The organism is Methylocella tundrae (assembly GCF_901905185.1).
GTDB classification, from domain to species: domain Bacteria; phylum Pseudomonadota; class Alphaproteobacteria; order Rhizobiales; family Beijerinckiaceae; genus Methylocapsa; species Methylocapsa tundrae.
In genome coordinates this window covers 73616-87406 of record NZ_CABFMQ020000001.1, presented here as the reverse complement: position 1 = coordinate 87406, position 13791 = coordinate 73616, and the positions used below count along the sequence as shown (strand labels likewise).

11 protein-coding genes are annotated in these 13791 nt (G+C 63.4%); 3 read left to right on the top strand and 8 right to left on the bottom strand.

Going from position 1 to position 13791, the window contains the following annotated elements:
- Nucleotides 1-15: 15 nt before the first annotated feature.
- Entirely contained in the window at nucleotides 16-1239 is a 1224-nt protein-coding gene (gene hmpA, locus MPC4_RS00330) for an NO-inducible flavohemoprotein (RefSeq protein WP_174510772.1), read from the bottom strand.
- Between the two features lie 109 nt (nucleotides 1240-1348).
- Entirely contained in the window at nucleotides 1349-1792 is a 444-nt protein-coding gene (locus MPC4_RS00325; protein ID WP_174510771.1) for an RrF2 family transcriptional regulator, read from the bottom strand.
- A 158-nt stretch (nucleotides 1793-1950) separates the two neighbouring features.
- Here MPC4_RS00325 and MPC4_RS00320 point away from each other — a divergent pair, with 158 nt between their 5' ends.
- On the top strand, nucleotides 1951-2553 hold the full coding sequence (locus MPC4_RS00320) for a 5-formyltetrahydrofolate cyclo-ligase (protein WP_174510770.1): 603 nt from the start codon (nucleotides 1951-1953) through the stop codon (nucleotides 2551-2553).
- 29 nt (nucleotides 2554-2582) lie between these two features.
- Complete coding sequence (clcA, locus tag MPC4_RS00315) at nucleotides 2583-3905, top strand: H(+)/Cl(-) exchange transporter ClcA (protein ID WP_174510769.1); 1323 nt, start codon at nucleotides 2583-2585, stop codon at nucleotides 3903-3905.
- A gap of 7 nt (nucleotides 3906-3912) precedes the next feature.
- Here clcA and MPC4_RS00310 read toward each other — a convergent pair whose 3' ends face one another.
- The 6 genes from MPC4_RS00310 to MPC4_RS00285 all read right to left on the bottom strand — a co-directional run bounded on the left by MPC4_RS00310 (nucleotide 3913) and on the right by MPC4_RS00285 (nucleotide 11703).
- Nucleotides 3913-5274 carry an Nramp family divalent metal transporter gene (locus MPC4_RS00310; protein ID WP_244628764.1) on the bottom strand — a complete coding sequence of 454 codons (1362 nt, stop codon included), beginning with the start codon at nucleotides 5272-5274 and terminating at the stop codon, nucleotides 3913-3915.
- Nucleotides 5275-5455: 181 nt separating this feature from the next.
- Complete coding sequence (eutC, locus tag MPC4_RS00305) at nucleotides 5456-6289, bottom strand: ethanolamine ammonia-lyase subunit EutC (protein WP_174510768.1); 834 nt, start codon at nucleotides 6287-6289, stop codon at nucleotides 5456-5458.
- 17 nt (nucleotides 6290-6306) lie between these two features.
- Nucleotides 6307-7695: an ethanolamine ammonia-lyase subunit EutB gene (locus MPC4_RS00300; protein ID WP_174510767.1), complete on the bottom strand. Its 1389-nt coding sequence runs from the start codon at nucleotides 7693-7695 to the stop codon at nucleotides 6307-6309.
- A gap of 21 nt (nucleotides 7696-7716) precedes the next feature.
- The gene (gene eat / locus MPC4_RS00295; RefSeq protein WP_134490073.1) at nucleotides 7717-9147 is read right to left on the bottom strand and encodes an ethanolamine permease; all 1431 of its coding nucleotides are present in this window, start codon (nucleotides 9145-9147) and stop codon (nucleotides 7717-7719) included.
- Between the two features lie 367 nt (nucleotides 9148-9514).
- A complete protein-coding gene (locus tag MPC4_RS00290; protein WP_174510766.1) occupies nucleotides 9515-9979 on the bottom strand; it encodes a host attachment protein in 465 nt (154 codons plus the stop codon).
- Nucleotides 9980-10029: 50 nt separating this feature from the next.
- Nucleotides 10030-11703, bottom strand: coding sequence for an FAD-dependent oxidoreductase (locus MPC4_RS00285; protein WP_174510765.1), 1674 nt, complete (start codon nucleotides 11701-11703; stop codon nucleotides 10030-10032).
- Nucleotides 11704-12045: 342 nt separating this feature from the next.
- Between MPC4_RS00285 and MPC4_RS00280 the strand changes: the two genes are divergently transcribed.
- Nucleotides 12046-13641, top strand: coding sequence for a hypothetical protein (locus tag MPC4_RS00280; protein ID WP_174510764.1), 1596 nt, complete (start codon nucleotides 12046-12048; stop codon nucleotides 13639-13641).
- Nucleotides 13642-13791 lie beyond the last annotated feature (150 nt).

The following is a 13791-nucleotide window of genomic DNA, read 5'->3' as shown; positions in this document are numbered from 1 at the left end:
GAGGGTTTGCGGCGTTCACGCCGTCAAGAGCTCTTCTGCCGGTCCAAAGAACTCATAGCGCACGCGGTCCGCCGGCAGACCGAGGGCATACAGCTCGCGCACAAGAGAACGCAAGAACGGCCTCGGCCCGCACAGATAATAGACGGCCTCCGCGATCGGCGTATTGGTCTTAAGCCAATCGACATTGATCATGCCATGCTCGTCGAAATGCACCCCGCGCACGTCGGTAGTGGCAGGTTCGGCGTAGAATGTCGTCACTGCGCCGCCGAAAGATTTCGCCAGCGATTTGACGTGCGATCCCATCGCATGGACGGCGCCATTCAGCGCTCCGTGTACATACCAGGCGCGCCGGTCGGGACAATCGCGCGCAATCGTCTCGAGCATGCTGACCATCGGCGTCAATCCGACGCCTCCGCTGAGTAAAACGACGGGCCGATCGTCCGCGACGTCAAGCGCGAAATCGCCGGCCGGAGGCGCGATTTTCAGCGCGTCGCCAATGCCGACATAGTCGTGGAACCAGTTTGAAACGAGACCTGCCGGCGCTCCAGGCGCCGCTTCCCGCTTGATCGTCACGCGATAATGCCGATCGTCAGGGGCGGAGGAAATACTGTAGTTCCGCTTCACCAAACCACTGCCTGGAATATCGGCTTCGAATGTCAGATATTGTCCGGGCCGGTGGCGCAAGACCGCTCGGCCGTCCGCCGGACGCAAGTAGAAGGATTTGATGACGTCGCTTTCGCGTTCGACCCGATCGACGACGAAGTCGCGCCAGCCGGTCCAGCCGCCAGGCGCCGCCGCAAGATCTGCGCTGATCACCGTCTCTCTGCCGATCAACACATCGGCGAGGAACCAATACGCCTCGCCCCATGCCGAGATCACCTCTTCGGTCGCCGCCGCGCCAAGCACGTCTTTAATGGCCCCCAGCAGCGCGGCCGCGACAAAAGGATAATGTTCCGGCAAAATGCGCAATGCGACATGCTTTTGCGCGATGCGCTCGACGGCCGGCGCCAGCGCGCCGAGATTTTCGATATTTTCGGCATAAGCGAGCACGGCGTTGGCGAGGGCGACGGGTTGCGACGCCGCCGTTCCTTGATGCGACTGATTGAAGAGGGCGCGAATTGGGGCGTCCTGGAAGAGCCGCTCATACATCCGCCGCGTGATGTCAAGCCCATGCGTCCGAAGAGCGGGAACGGTGGATTTGACGATCGCAATCGTCTTCGCGGAAAGAGCAGCGGCCACTGGGAACCTCATTTGATGCATTTCATATGCATCTTATATACGGCCGCGTATAAGATTCAGTCAACATACATCTTATAGAGCCCATTGCCCAAAAGCGCCGCGCCGCTCCTTACTCCGCCAAGGTCAGTCCAAGACTCGCCTTCAACGCCTTCGATTTCGACCGGAGAAGGTCAGCCAGGGTATATTGGTCGAGCACGGCGAGAAAGGCCTCAAGCGCCTGCCTCAACACATGACGCAGCCGGCACGGCGCCGTGATCGCGCAAGCCGATCCTTCGATGAAACAATCGACCAGCGCCATGTCCTCCTCTGTTTGCCGGACGACGTCTCCGACACGGATATCGTCCGGGGCCCGCGCCAATTTTAGGCCGCCGCCGCGACCGCGCAGAGTAGTCACATAGCCAAGATGTCCAAGACCCTGCACGACTTTCATGAGGTGGGTCTCCGATATGTCGTAGCTTTCAGCGATTTCTCGGATGGAGCTCAGCCGGTCCGGCTTCAGCGCGAGATATATGAGAACGCGCAGGGAATAGTCTGAATAGCGAGTGAGCCGCATGGCGGGAGGCCTCCTGGTGAGGTATATATGGCCTGGTGGGGAAGGAGCCAATCTCTAAGATGCATCGCGGCTGACTCTTATGAGCATGCGCCGGGAGCCCACGGCGGCGGCGCGCTGTCGCGACTCCGGCGCCCGCATCAGGCGGAAAGGGAGCGACCGTGCCGACGACGCCACAGAAAAAAGCCTTGCGCGATATCGCCGCCGCGGCGCGCCATGCTCTGCGCGGCGAAGATCGCAGGCGCGCGACATTGGCCGTGGCCGAGCGCGCTTTTGAGGAATTGCGGAAAAGGCCCGGCATCATTGGGCTTTACGCCGCATTTGGCGACGAACTGCATCCTGGCCAGCTCATCGATCGTCTAGCCGCCGAGGGCCGGGCGCTTGCGCTGCCCGCGACGCCGCACTGGGGGCGCCCGCTGACCTTTCGCGCCTGGGCGCCGGGCGATCCGCTTGTAAAGGGACGCATGAACATTCCTGAACCGGCGCCGGACGCAAGCGAAGTGGTTCCTGATATCGTCATTGCGCCGCCGGTCGCCTTTGACCGGCGCTGCTATCGGATCGGCTATGGAGCAGGATTTTACGATCGCACGCTCCCAGCGCTTCGCGCCATGCACGCCGTCTTCGCGCTCGGCGTCGCATTCGCCTGTCAGGAAATCGAGGCCGTCCCCGATGAAGCGCATGATATCCCTCTCGACGCTATTGCAACCGAGGCTGACTTGATCGTCCGGGGCCGGAAGGTTTGCTCGGCGCTCGATAAGGTGTAGCTTGCGGCAGCTACCTGTAAGGGACGCGCATGCAGATCCTTCGCGGCCGTTTGGGCCTATTGCCCCTGGCGCTGCTGTCCGTCGTCGCCGGCGCCGGCGCGGGGTTGATCTGCGGCCTGTTCCGCGTTGCCCTCGATATGGTCCGCGCCCTGCGCACGGCTTTGCCAACGGCGTGGAGCGGCAATCCGGTATACGGCTGTCTCCTGATGATCGGGATCGCCGCCGTGGCGACAGCCTTTGCCGCCTTCATGGTGCGCCGCATGTCGCCGGACGCAGCGGGAAGCGGCATCCCCCATGTGGAGGCTGTGATCGAGGTCGAGCTGCCGCCGGCGCCATTCGCTCTGTTGCCGGTCAAGTTCATCGGCGGCGTTCTCGCCATGGGGTCCGGCCTTGCGCTCGGACGCGAGGGTCCCTGCGTCCAGATGGGGGCGACGCTCGCTCATCTCGTCGGCGTTCTGTTCCGCCGCGATTGGCCGGACAGGCAGGCGTTGCTGGCGGCGGGTGCGGGCGCGGGTCTTGCCGCCGCCTTCAACGCTCCGCTCGCCGGAGCCGCCTTCGTGCTGGAAGAATTGCTGCGTCGTTTTGAAATGCGCAATGCGGTCGCAGCTCTCGGCGCCTCCATGAGCGCCATCGTCGTGGCGCGCCTGTTCACGGGCGCCGAGCCCGATTTCGCGGTCGCCGCTCTCCCCTATCCCGACGCGCGGGACAATCTTCTCTGCATCGGCCTCGGTCTTTTCGTCGGCGTGCTCGGGGCACTCTATAATTATCTCCTGCTCGACGCTCTCGATATCGCCGACCGCATGAAGCGGACGCCGGTCGAACTGCGCGCCGGGCTCATCGGAGCGGTGATCGGGGCGCTGGCGTGGTTTGCGCCCTCTCTCGTCGGCGGCGGCGACGGCCTGACGCAGAGCCTTCTCAACGGCGCGACGCCTTTCTCGCTGCTGCCGTTGCTCTTTGTCATCCGCCTGTTTCTCAGCTGCGCGTCATATGCGGCGGGAACTCCCGGCGGGTTATTCGCGCCGCTGTTGGTGCTCGGCGCGCAGATGGGCTTTTTCTTCGGCGCGCTCGCTCACCCGGATCTCACTGGGCCGAATGCGCACGCCATTTTGTTCGCGGTCGTCGGCATGGCGGCCTTGTTCACCGCCGTCGTGCGGGCGCCGCTGACCGGGATCATCCTCGTGACGGAGATGACCGGAAGCTCGATCGCGCTGCTGCCGATGCTCGCCGCTTGCTTTTCCGCGATGGCGCTGGCCACCATGCTCGGCAGCAGGCCGATCTATGATTCGCTCAAAGTGCGCACCCTGCGCCTCGCCGGCAAGAAGCCGCCCAAACCGGAGGCGGCGTCACATTGACGCAAATTCAAAGCACGATAAAGGCGATGCTGGCGACCGCCATGACGAGCGTCGCGAACCAGCCGCCGGCCCTCATCTGCCAGGGCAGCACGAAATCGCCCATGATTTTTTTATTGTCCGCGATCAGCAGCATCGACGCCATGATGGGCGCCGCCAAAACCCCGTTCAGCACCGCGCTCCAATAAAGCGCCTTGATCGGATCAATGCCGATGAAGTTGAGGCAAAGCCCGACAAAGGTCGCAAGCGCGATGACGCCATAGAAAGCGCGCGCGTCCTTCACCTTGTGATCGAGACCCTCGACCCAGTCGAACGTCTCGCACACGGCATAGGCGGCGGAGCCGGCAAGAACCGGAACCGCCAGCAATCCGGTGCCTATGATGCCGAGCGCGAAGATGAAGAAGGTCAGAGGCCCCGCGATCGGACGCAGCGCCTCGGCGGCCTGAGAGGAGGTCTGGATCTCCGTGATCCCGTGGGCATGAAGAGTGGCCGCCGTCGCGATGATGATGAATAAGGAGATGAGGTTGGAGATGCCCATGCCGACCCAGGTGTCGACGCTCATGCGTTTCATTTCAAGCCCGGCTTCGCTCGGCATGACATAGAGCGGCAAGGTCGCGCGCCGCACCTGTTCCTCGACTTCCTGTGCGGCCTGCCAGAAGAAGAGATAGGGGCTGATGGTGGTGCCGAGCACCGCCACCACGGCCATGGCGTGCTGGGAATCGAACACGATTTCCGGCACGAATGTAGCCTTGAGGGCCGCGCCCCAGGGCACATCGACGGCGACCACGACGACGACATAGGAGAACAGCGTCAGCGTCAGCCATTTGAGCACGGAGGCGTAAGTGGCGTAGCTCATAAAAACTTCGAGCAGAACGCAGAGCCCGGCGAGCATGATCGTATAGACAAGGGCGGGGCCGCCGGCGAGTAGCTGGACAGCCGAGCCCATGGCGCCAAGATCCGCGCCGAGGTTGGCGACATTGGCGACGAGCAGCAACAACACGACCACGCGCAGCAGCCAGCGCGGATAATGCCGGCGCAGATTCTGCGCAATGCCGCGCCCTGTGACGAGGCCAATGCGGGCCGCGATCGCCTGCGTCACCGCCATCAGCGGATAGCTGAACAGCATGATCCATGACAGCTGATAGCCGAATTGCGCGCCGACCTGACTATAGGTCGCGATGCCGCTCGGATCGTCGTCCGCGGCGCCCGTGACGAGGCCGGGTCCGAGCGCCCTTGCGATTCGGCCGAGGAGGCCCACCTGGTGGACTTCGACGAGCGCGGCGTCGGCGCGATCGGTCATCGGTTTTTCTCGAACTGCCATCGTGTAGACAACCTTGAGGAGAGCCAGGGCGACGCCGGACAAGCCGTCCATTCGAAAAAGCGCCAAAGCTTTGCTGCGCGCGCGAGATTGCCGGCAGGCGACGCCATAACGCAACAGGGCGGAAAAGGCATCGGTTAAATTGGAGCTTCGCCGGATTTGCGGCAAACGCCGCGTATCGCGGCCAGCCGCGCGGCTGGCCTTCATTTTTTGGTGAGCGAAGAAGCCGCCTGCCCTAACGCGGCGATTCGAGCACGGACGCGCCGCCGCTGACGAGGAAATTGGTCTGTGAGATGGACGTCTGCGCTGGCGCAATCGGCATCTCGGCCTCGTCCTTCAGATCGACGCCGGACAGTTTGCGGCGCCGCGCCTCGCTCAAAAGATACATCAACCGGTGCGCGGCGGCGGCGAAGCTCTGACCTTCCGGCCGCACGTTCGAGATGCAATTGCGCGCCGCGTCTGTGAGGCCTGCGCGGGGTCCGTAGGTCAGATAGAGCCCAAGGCTATCGGGCGCGCTCAGCCCCGGCCGCTCGCCGATCAGGATGACCACGATTTCAGCGCCGAAAATCTCGCCGATCTCGTCGCCGATCGCGACCCGTCCCTGCTCGACGAGACCGACGGGCGCCATGCGCCAGCCAGCCTCGTTGAGCTTGGGGCGTATGGCTTCCAGCATCGACAGCGCGTGTTGATTGACGGCGAAGGCGGAAAGACCGTCGGCGATGACGAAAGCGACGTCGAAGCCGTGAGCCCCCTTCTTCGTAAGCTTGCCGAGCTTTTCGCGTGAGGCGTCGTCCAGTTTGCGTCCGAGGTCGGGACGCTGCAGATAGGTCGTCCGGTCGATGGCGGCGCTGTGCAGTTCGATCACCGGATAGCCGGCCGCTTCCAATTGCGCGCAGACGCCTTCGCGGTCCATCGGCAGATGCACCGCGTCGCGCGCGCGCGCATGCGCCAGCTGAAAGTCGAGCTGCGGCTTCGTTGGTATGCTGACGCCCGCGCGGCCAAGCGCGATGCGGGCCTGCGTGAAACGTCGCAGGCTCTCCCAGGGATTGACGATGACGAGATTGCTCATGAAGATGCTCTAAGCTTTCAGGCGATGCGCGCCAGCGCCGGGCGGAACAGCGCCGACAGGGCTTCGCGCGGATGCAAATTCTTTGCGCCCTCGAAAACGCCCGCGCGGATCAGCCAGTCCTCGAACTCGGGGGCCATGCGCAGCCCCAGCACCTCTCGCGCGTAGAGCGCGTCGTGGAACGACGTCGTCTGATAATTCAGCATGACGTCGTCGGATCCCGGAATGCCCATGATGAAATTGCAGCCTGCCGCGGGAAGCAGGGTCAGCAGCATGTCCATGTCGTCCTGATCGGCCTCGGCATGGTTGGTGTAACAGATGTCACAGCCCATCGGCAGGCCCAGCAGCTTGCCGCAGAAATGATCCTCGAGGCCGGCGCGGATAATCTGCTTGCCGTTGTAAAGATACTCCGGCCCGATGAAGCCGACGACCGTGTTGACCAGCAGCGGCTTGAACTTCCGCGCGACGGCGTAGGCGCGCGCCTCGCAGGTCTGCTGGTCGACGCCATGATGCGCGTTGGCCGATAGGGCCGAACCCTGCCCCGTTTCGAAATACATGACATTATCGCCGACCGTGCCGCGCTTCAGCGCCAAACCCGCTTCGCGCCCTTCCCGCAGCAGGGCGAGGTCGACGCCAAAACTGCGATTTGCGGCTTCGGTCCCGGCGACCGACTGGAACACCAGATCGACCGGCACGCCGCGATTGATCGCCTCGATCGACGTCGTGACGTGAGTGAGCACGCAGGCCTGCGTCGGTATCTCATAGGTGTGAATCACATCGTCGAGCATTGCGAGCAGAGCGCATACTGCGGCGGTGCTGTCGGTGGCCGGATTGATGCCGATGACGGCGTCGCCACTGCCGTAAAGCAGGCCGTCGAGAATGCTGGCGGCGATGCCGGTCGGATCATCCGTCGGGTGGTTAGGCTGCAGCCGCGTCGAGAGCCGGCCGGCAAGACCTATTGTGTTGCGAAAGCGGGTGACGACGCGGCACTTGCGCGCGACCAGAATGAGATCCTGCACGCGCATCAGCTTCGAGACCGCCGCGACCATTTCCGGCGTCAGGCCGGGCGCGAGTTTGGTCAGCGCCTGTTCGTCGGCGTCGGGCCCCAGCAGCCAGTTGCGAAAATCGCCGACGGTCAGACCGCTGACAGGCGCGAAAGCGCCGGCGTCGTGCTCATCTATGATCAGCCGCGTGACTTCGTCATCCTCATACGGGATCAGCGCTTCATTGAGGAAAACCTTCAGCGGCGCGTCCGCCAAAGTCATCTGGGCCGCCGCGCGTTCGGAATCATCTTCCGCGGCGAGTCCGGCGAGATAGTCGCCGGAGCGCGCGGGACTCGCCTTGGCGAGCAGCGTCCTGAGATCGGGGAAGCGGTAGGTCCGCCCCCCTACACTGTGCGCGTAGGCCATTGCTTCGCCTCTATGCTTCCTTCAGACCCCTTCGGCCTTCAGTTCTTCGGTCGACTCGATCAAATCGTCAATCGGCGCCGCCTCGCGCCGCCGCTCGGTCGTCAGGAAATAGCCGAAGCCCAACGCCAGCATGACGACGAAGATCACAAAAATCAAAAAGTTGTAATAGATCATCGCGATCATGCAGATCACTGCGGCGAAGAGAGCGAAAGCCGGAAAATAAGGGTAGAGCGGCGCGACGAATGGCCGCTGCATCCTAGGCTCCGATCGACGCAGCCTGAACAGGGCGGCCATGCTGATGATGTACATCAAGATCGCGCCGAACACCGACATTGTGACGATGTTCGCGGTCAGCGGCTGGCCGCCGATCACGATGAGATTGTCGCTGAAGATCGCGAGGATGCCGATCGCGCCGCCGGCGAGAATCGCAATCCACGGCGTCTTGAAGCGGGGATGCACCTTGGCCAGAACGAGAGGCAGATAGCCGGCGCGCGCCAGCGCAAAAATCTGCCGCGAGTAGCCGATGATGATGCCGTGGAACGAGGCGACGAGGCCAAACAGGCCGAGCGCCACCAGCATGTGCAGCCAGCCGCTCTTTTCGCCGACGATGAATTTCATCGCCTGCGGCAGTGGATCATTGATGTTCGACAGTTTCGTCCAGTCGCCCGCGGCGCCCGCGAACAGCATCACGCCGATCGCCAGCACAAGAAGCGTCAAAATGCCCGTGATGTAGGCGATGGGGATGGATCGCTTGGGATCCTTCGCCTCTTCCGCCGCCATGGCGACGCCCTCGATCGCGAGGAAGAACCAGATGGCGAAGGGAATGGCGGCGAACATGCCGGCGATCGAACCGACGCTGAAATGATCCTCGCCGGACCAGCCGCCCTTGACGAAATTCGCCATCGAGAATCCGGGACTGACGACGCCCATGAAGACGAGAAGTTCGAAGATCGCAAGGACTGTGACGACAAGCTCAAATGTCGCCGCGATCTCGACGCCGATGATGTTCAGCGACATGAAGATGATATAAGCCCCGACCGCTGCGACCTTGGGGTCGAGCGAGGGAAATTGCACATTGAGATAAGCGCCGATGGCGAGCGCGATCGCTGGCGGCGCGAACACAAATTCGATCAGCGTGGCGGCGCCTGCGAAATAGCCGCCTGCCGGCCCAAAAGCATGGCGGGCGTAAGCGAAGGGTCCGCCCGCGTGCGGAATGGATGTCGTCAGCTCCGTAAAGCTGAAAATGAAGGTCGTATACATCGCGGCGACGAACAGCGCCGTAACGGTGAAGCCAAGCGTGCCGGCGCTCGCCCAGCCATAGCTCCACCCGAAATATTCACCGGAAATGACGAGGCCGACGGCGATCGCCCAAAGCTGCAGGGTCGTCAAGCTTTGCTTCAGCTCGTGGTGGGTGACGACGCCGACATGGCGCCCGTGTTCTTCCTCCAGCATGCGCGATCCCCCCAAGTTGGTTTCCAACGTCGGATTAAATGCAGGGTCCAGTCAGGCTGAGCCAAAGGCCTCCGTCAGGAAACCGCGAATTGCCCATGCAAGATGGAGACCGGGTGATTTTTGGCGCCGTCGCCGCATCGTCTCCTTTGTCCGGCCACGCAAGCCCATGAGCGCTCGCGACTGCCCGCGCGGACAAGCGTCAGCGCGCAGGCTTTGAATCTCAGACAATCCGCGCGAGGAGAGCGCGGCAAGCGGCGATTACTGTGATCCTTTAACGCCGCTGCCGCAAGGGGTTGATTGCGGCGGCGGCGCGCGAGTCACAGAGGATTCAAAGAGAGCCTCGTACGGTCGCAGGCTCCGCGGATCTCTATCGCACGCGCTGTGGCGGCCTCACCCATTCGCTGAGATGGGGCTGCAGCTCGTCGTCCGGCGTTTTTGTCAGGTCCTTGGCCAGAACGCCGCGCAGCTTCTCCGCCGCCGGCCGATCGAGCTCCTCTCGCAGATCGGTCAGAATATGGCTCGGCGCGACGAGCAGGAGTTCGTCAAACGCGCCCTGTCTCGACTGCTCTGTCAGCCAGTGCCCGAGGTTCCTGCCGAAGCGCTCCTTCGCCGCCTCATGCGGATCGGTGCGCGGCTCGGCGCTGTGGTGAGCCGTCGTCGCGCTTTCATGAACCCGGCCGGGCCGGTCGCTGCCAAGGTCCTTGGAGCGCAGGTGGGCGCTCTGCGAATTGATGCGATCATGGGTTTCGAGAACGCCATCCTCGCGCGGAGCGATGATGCGCGCATGTTCGCCATCGGCGACCACGATCCATAATTTGATATGTTTTACCATTGCTGCTTCTCGCATGTTTGCGGCCGTTGAACGCGGCCTTAGGGGAGGCGTCAAGCGACGCTGCTTTGAGCGCCGGAAAGAAACAAATGCAATTGAGCGACGACCGCGGCGCCCTCGCCGATCGCGCCGCCAACGCGCTTGACTGATCCTGAGCGCACGTCGCCGACGGCGAAGACGCCGCGCACGCTGGATTGCAAAGGCAGCGCCTGAGCGGCCTTGTCGTTTGCATCGCTGGGGGCAACTTCGGGGCCGGTCCGCACAAAACCTTTGCCATCGAGAGCGACGCCACAATCGCGAAGCCATAGCGTCGCCGGGTCGGCGCCGATGAACAGGAAAATGTTGCGGACAGGCCTTTCCGTTTCAAGCCCCGAGCGAAGATGGCGCCATCTGACACGGGCGAGTCGGCCATCGGTCGATCCTTCGAGTGCGACGATCTCCGTCTCCGTCAAGAGCTCGATGTTCGCCGTCGCCCCGATACGATCGATCAGATAGCGGGACATGGTGGCGGCTAACCCGTCGCGGCGCACAAGCATCCATATTTTGGCGGCGAAGCCGGACAGAAAGACGGCGGCCTGCCCCGCCGAATTGCCGCCGCCGACGAGCACGACCTCATCGTTGCGGCACATGCGCGCTTCGATAGGGGAGGCCCAATACCACACGCCGCGGCCTTCAAACTGTTTGAGATTGGCGATGTCAGGGCGGCGGTAGCGCGCTCCCGACGCGACGACGACGGCGCGCGCCTTGACGTCCGGGCCTTCCGCCACGCCGAGGACAAGAGGCGTGACGGCGCAATCGAGTCTTGTCGCCGCCACGGGGATCGCGATCTCTGCGCCGAATTTTTGCGCCTGCACAAAAGCCCTGCCCGCCAAGGCCTGCCCGGAAATGCCGGTCGGAAAACCAAGGTAATTTTCGATACGGGCGCTGGCTCCCGCCTGGCCGCCGAAAGCTCTCTCATCCAAAACAATCACGGATAGTCCTTCGGAAGCGGCGTAGACCGCAGTCGCGAGACCCGCGGGACCGGCGCCGACAACAGCGACGTCGTAGGTTCGCTTCCGATCCTCCGCCGGCGTCATTCCAAGGCAATGCGCGAGATCAACTTCGTCCGGATTCTTGAGCACGGCCCCGTTTGGACAGACCGCCAGAGGCAGGTCCGCCGGATCTGGGGCGTAGCGATCGACGAGCTCTTTCGCGTCGTGGTCCTCAGCAGGGTCGCAGAGCTGATGCGGATAGCCGTTGCGCGCCAGAAAACCTTGCAGCCGGATGACGTCGGGGCTCATGGCCGAGCCGATCAGGAGCGGGCCGCCGGCTCCATTTTCGATCAAGGCGACGCGGCGCAGGATCAGCGCCCGCATGATTTTCTCCCCGAGCTCCGCCTCCGCGATCACGACCGCGCGCAAATTATCGCTCGAAATCAGAAGCGCCTCGACTGCGCTCCTGGCTTCGGCGTCGACGAGCGATGGCCGGCCCGACAATTGAGCGATTTCGCCGAGAAACTGCCGAGGTCCCAGCTCCTCGATCGGAATGACGTGACCCAGACCATCGCGCGAGGCGACGGAGACGACGCCCTCGAGCAAAACGAACATGCCCGGCGTCGGCTGGCCGACGCTGAACAATGGCTCGCCCGCCGCGAAGCGCCGGAGTTCGGCGAAGCGCCGGAGCCGGTCGATTTCCGCCGCCTGAAGTTTCGGAAACATCTGATCGTGACGCGTCTCATAGGTCGACATGCCCCTCCCTCCCGCTCGCTCTCCCTGAACTTCGCGCTTCAATGATCATTTTATGCAAGAACGCTGGGCCGTTCGCAGATTCTCTCGACATTAAGCATGTCAGACGAAAAATCCGCATCAATCCAAATCTTCGCCAATATTTTAACTACGTAATCTAGTTTCGCGCGTGGCGTCGATGTTCGTTCCTTGGGCCAAGGACTCGCGCCACTTCAAACTTATGCGTCGGGCGGCAAAGATCAGCCACAATTGCACTTTCTTAATGTCTGTTAACCATTATGGCACAGCTTAGGCTGTCTTTGGGATCGGCGTTCCGCCAGATGGACTGTGTGAGGGGTCAGAAACATGAGCGAGCCAGTTACAAGACGGCAGCCATTGATCGATCTGGACGAGTTTGAGCGGCGGATGCGTCGGCCCGATAGCCCGCATGTGAGCGACGAGGCCGCTATCGTCGAACTCATGCGCCTCATCGGCGCCCCGGACGAGAAGGCCGCCGAAACCGAGGATGGGCGTCAGACGGTCGGCTTCGAGCCGGAGCACGAAACAGACGCAAGCGCGACTGCTTTCAAGCCGGCCGACGCCAACTCGCAAGAGCCGGTCATTGGCGGCGATTTCGCCGAGATCGAGGCGGCGCTGCTGCGCGCGGCGAGGCAGACCGACGGACTGCCGGAACCCGTAGCGGCGGCGGCGGTCGAATTGCGCGCCTTGCGCGACGAGGAAGACACGCCGGACGATTATGTCGAGAGCCATTTTTCCGCCATCGCAGAGGAATTTTCGGGCGTTTCGCAAAGTCTGCCCGCAGCGCTGTCCGCGACCCGGGACGAAACTGTTTTGGAGAGCGCGGGCGCGGAATTGGACAGGTTTGTTTATGTCGATGACGCAGCCGTCTCCGGCGAGGCCGCCCTGGCCGACGAAGAAAAGAGATCCCGGCGCCCGCTCTATCTCATGGCGGCGGTCGTCTTCGCCGGCATCGCCGGCATAGGCGCAAGCTTCAGCTTCAGGCACGATGGCGCTTCCGAAGCTTCGCAAGCGGCTTCGAAGACCCCGGTTGCGCAGAGCGAGGAAACCACGCCCGCCGCGAAGCCCAACGCAACGGCCAGTGCGGAGACCGCAAGCCCCGCGCCCGCGCCGCAGCAACAGGCCTCGGCCAGCGCCGAGGACGCGGCGGGCGCAGCGCCCGCGCACGAACCGTCGCCCCGCGTGATTTCGCTGAGCGAAGCCGTCAATCCCGCCAATGCCGCGCCGCCACAGGCCCCGGCGAGCGCCACGCCGGATATTCTGGCTCCGCCTCCCCTCATGGGCGGCGCCGCTGTCGGCCAAGCGCTCGCCAGCCCGCCTGCGCCGCTCGCGCCCGAAGCAAAAAAGGTGAAGACGGCGGCCGTGCGGCCGGACGGCAGTCTCATCAAGAAGGACGCGGCGCTCATTGACGCGCCCCCCGCGCCTCAGGAAACTCAGCCTCAGGAGGCCGTCGCCCAGCCTGCGACAACTCCGTCCTCCCCTGCACAGCCTGCGGTGGGGAAGCCCGCGCATGGCAAACCGGCGCTCGCCAAGGATGGCTCGCCGAAAACCCCGGTGAAAACGGCGGCTCTTCCTCCGCCGCGTCCGAACGTGATCGGAAAGACCGCCGCGAAGGCGCCCCATGCCGGAGCGCCGAAGACCGCCGCTGTTGAATCCGAAACTCACGCAAAGGCTCTCGCGAGCCACAATGGCGTCAAAACCAAGGCTGCGAACCCCGCCGGGGTCGCCGAGACAAGCGCGCCAGCAAGCTTGCCTGAGCCACAGTTGGCGCAAGCGGCGCCAGCTGCCGAGCCGCCGCCGCAAAAGCCTTCCCCGGCGGCTACCGGACCGCTCGCCCTCGTCGACACGGCGGTCAGTTCGATTACCGGCGCGACGAACAACATCCTGAACTGGGGACGGACCGCGACCGGCGCCCGCAACTGATCGGTCGGCGCCGGAGGCGCAGGCCCGTTCGAATCCGGCAAGCATGATCGCTGCATTGGCGCGATCATGCTTTTTTTTTGTTTTGCCCGACGAATGCAAAAACGATGGCGGCGGCGAAAGACCACACTGCATTGCACCCCTGTTCCTTGC

Excerpts from the sequence above, each read along its gene's own strand:
- MPC4_RS00325 (WP_174510771.1), bottom strand. The coding sequence starts at position 1,792 with ATGCGGCTCACTCGCTATTCAGACTATTCCCTGCGCGTTCTCATATAT.
- clcA (WP_174510769.1), top strand. The coding sequence starts at position 2,583 with ATGCAGATCCTTCGCGGCCGTTTGGGCCTATTGCCCCTGGCGCTGCTG.
- MPC4_RS00310 (WP_244628764.1), bottom strand. The coding sequence starts at position 5,274 with ATGGACGGCTTGTCCGGCGTCGCCCTGGCTCTCCTCAAGGTTGTCTAC.
- eutC (WP_174510768.1), bottom strand. The coding sequence starts at position 6,289 with ATGAGCAATCTCGTCATCGTCAATCCCTGGGAGAGCCTGCGACGTTTC.
- MPC4_RS00300 (WP_174510767.1), bottom strand. The coding sequence starts at position 7,695 with ATGGCCTACGCGCACAGTGTAGGGGGGCGGACCTACCGCTTCCCCGAT.
- eat (WP_134490073.1), bottom strand. The coding sequence starts at position 9,147 with ATGCTGGAGGAAGAACACGGGCGCCATGTCGGCGTCGTCACCCACCAC.
- MPC4_RS00290 (WP_174510766.1), bottom strand. The coding sequence starts at position 9,979 with ATGGTAAAACATATCAAATTATGGATCGTGGTCGCCGATGGCGAACAT.
- MPC4_RS00285 (WP_174510765.1), bottom strand. The coding sequence starts at position 11,703 with ATGTCGACCTATGAGACGCGTCACGATCAGATGTTTCCGAAACTTCAG.
- MPC4_RS00280 (WP_174510764.1), top strand. The coding sequence starts at position 12,046 with ATGAGCGAGCCAGTTACAAGACGGCAGCCATTGATCGATCTGGACGAG.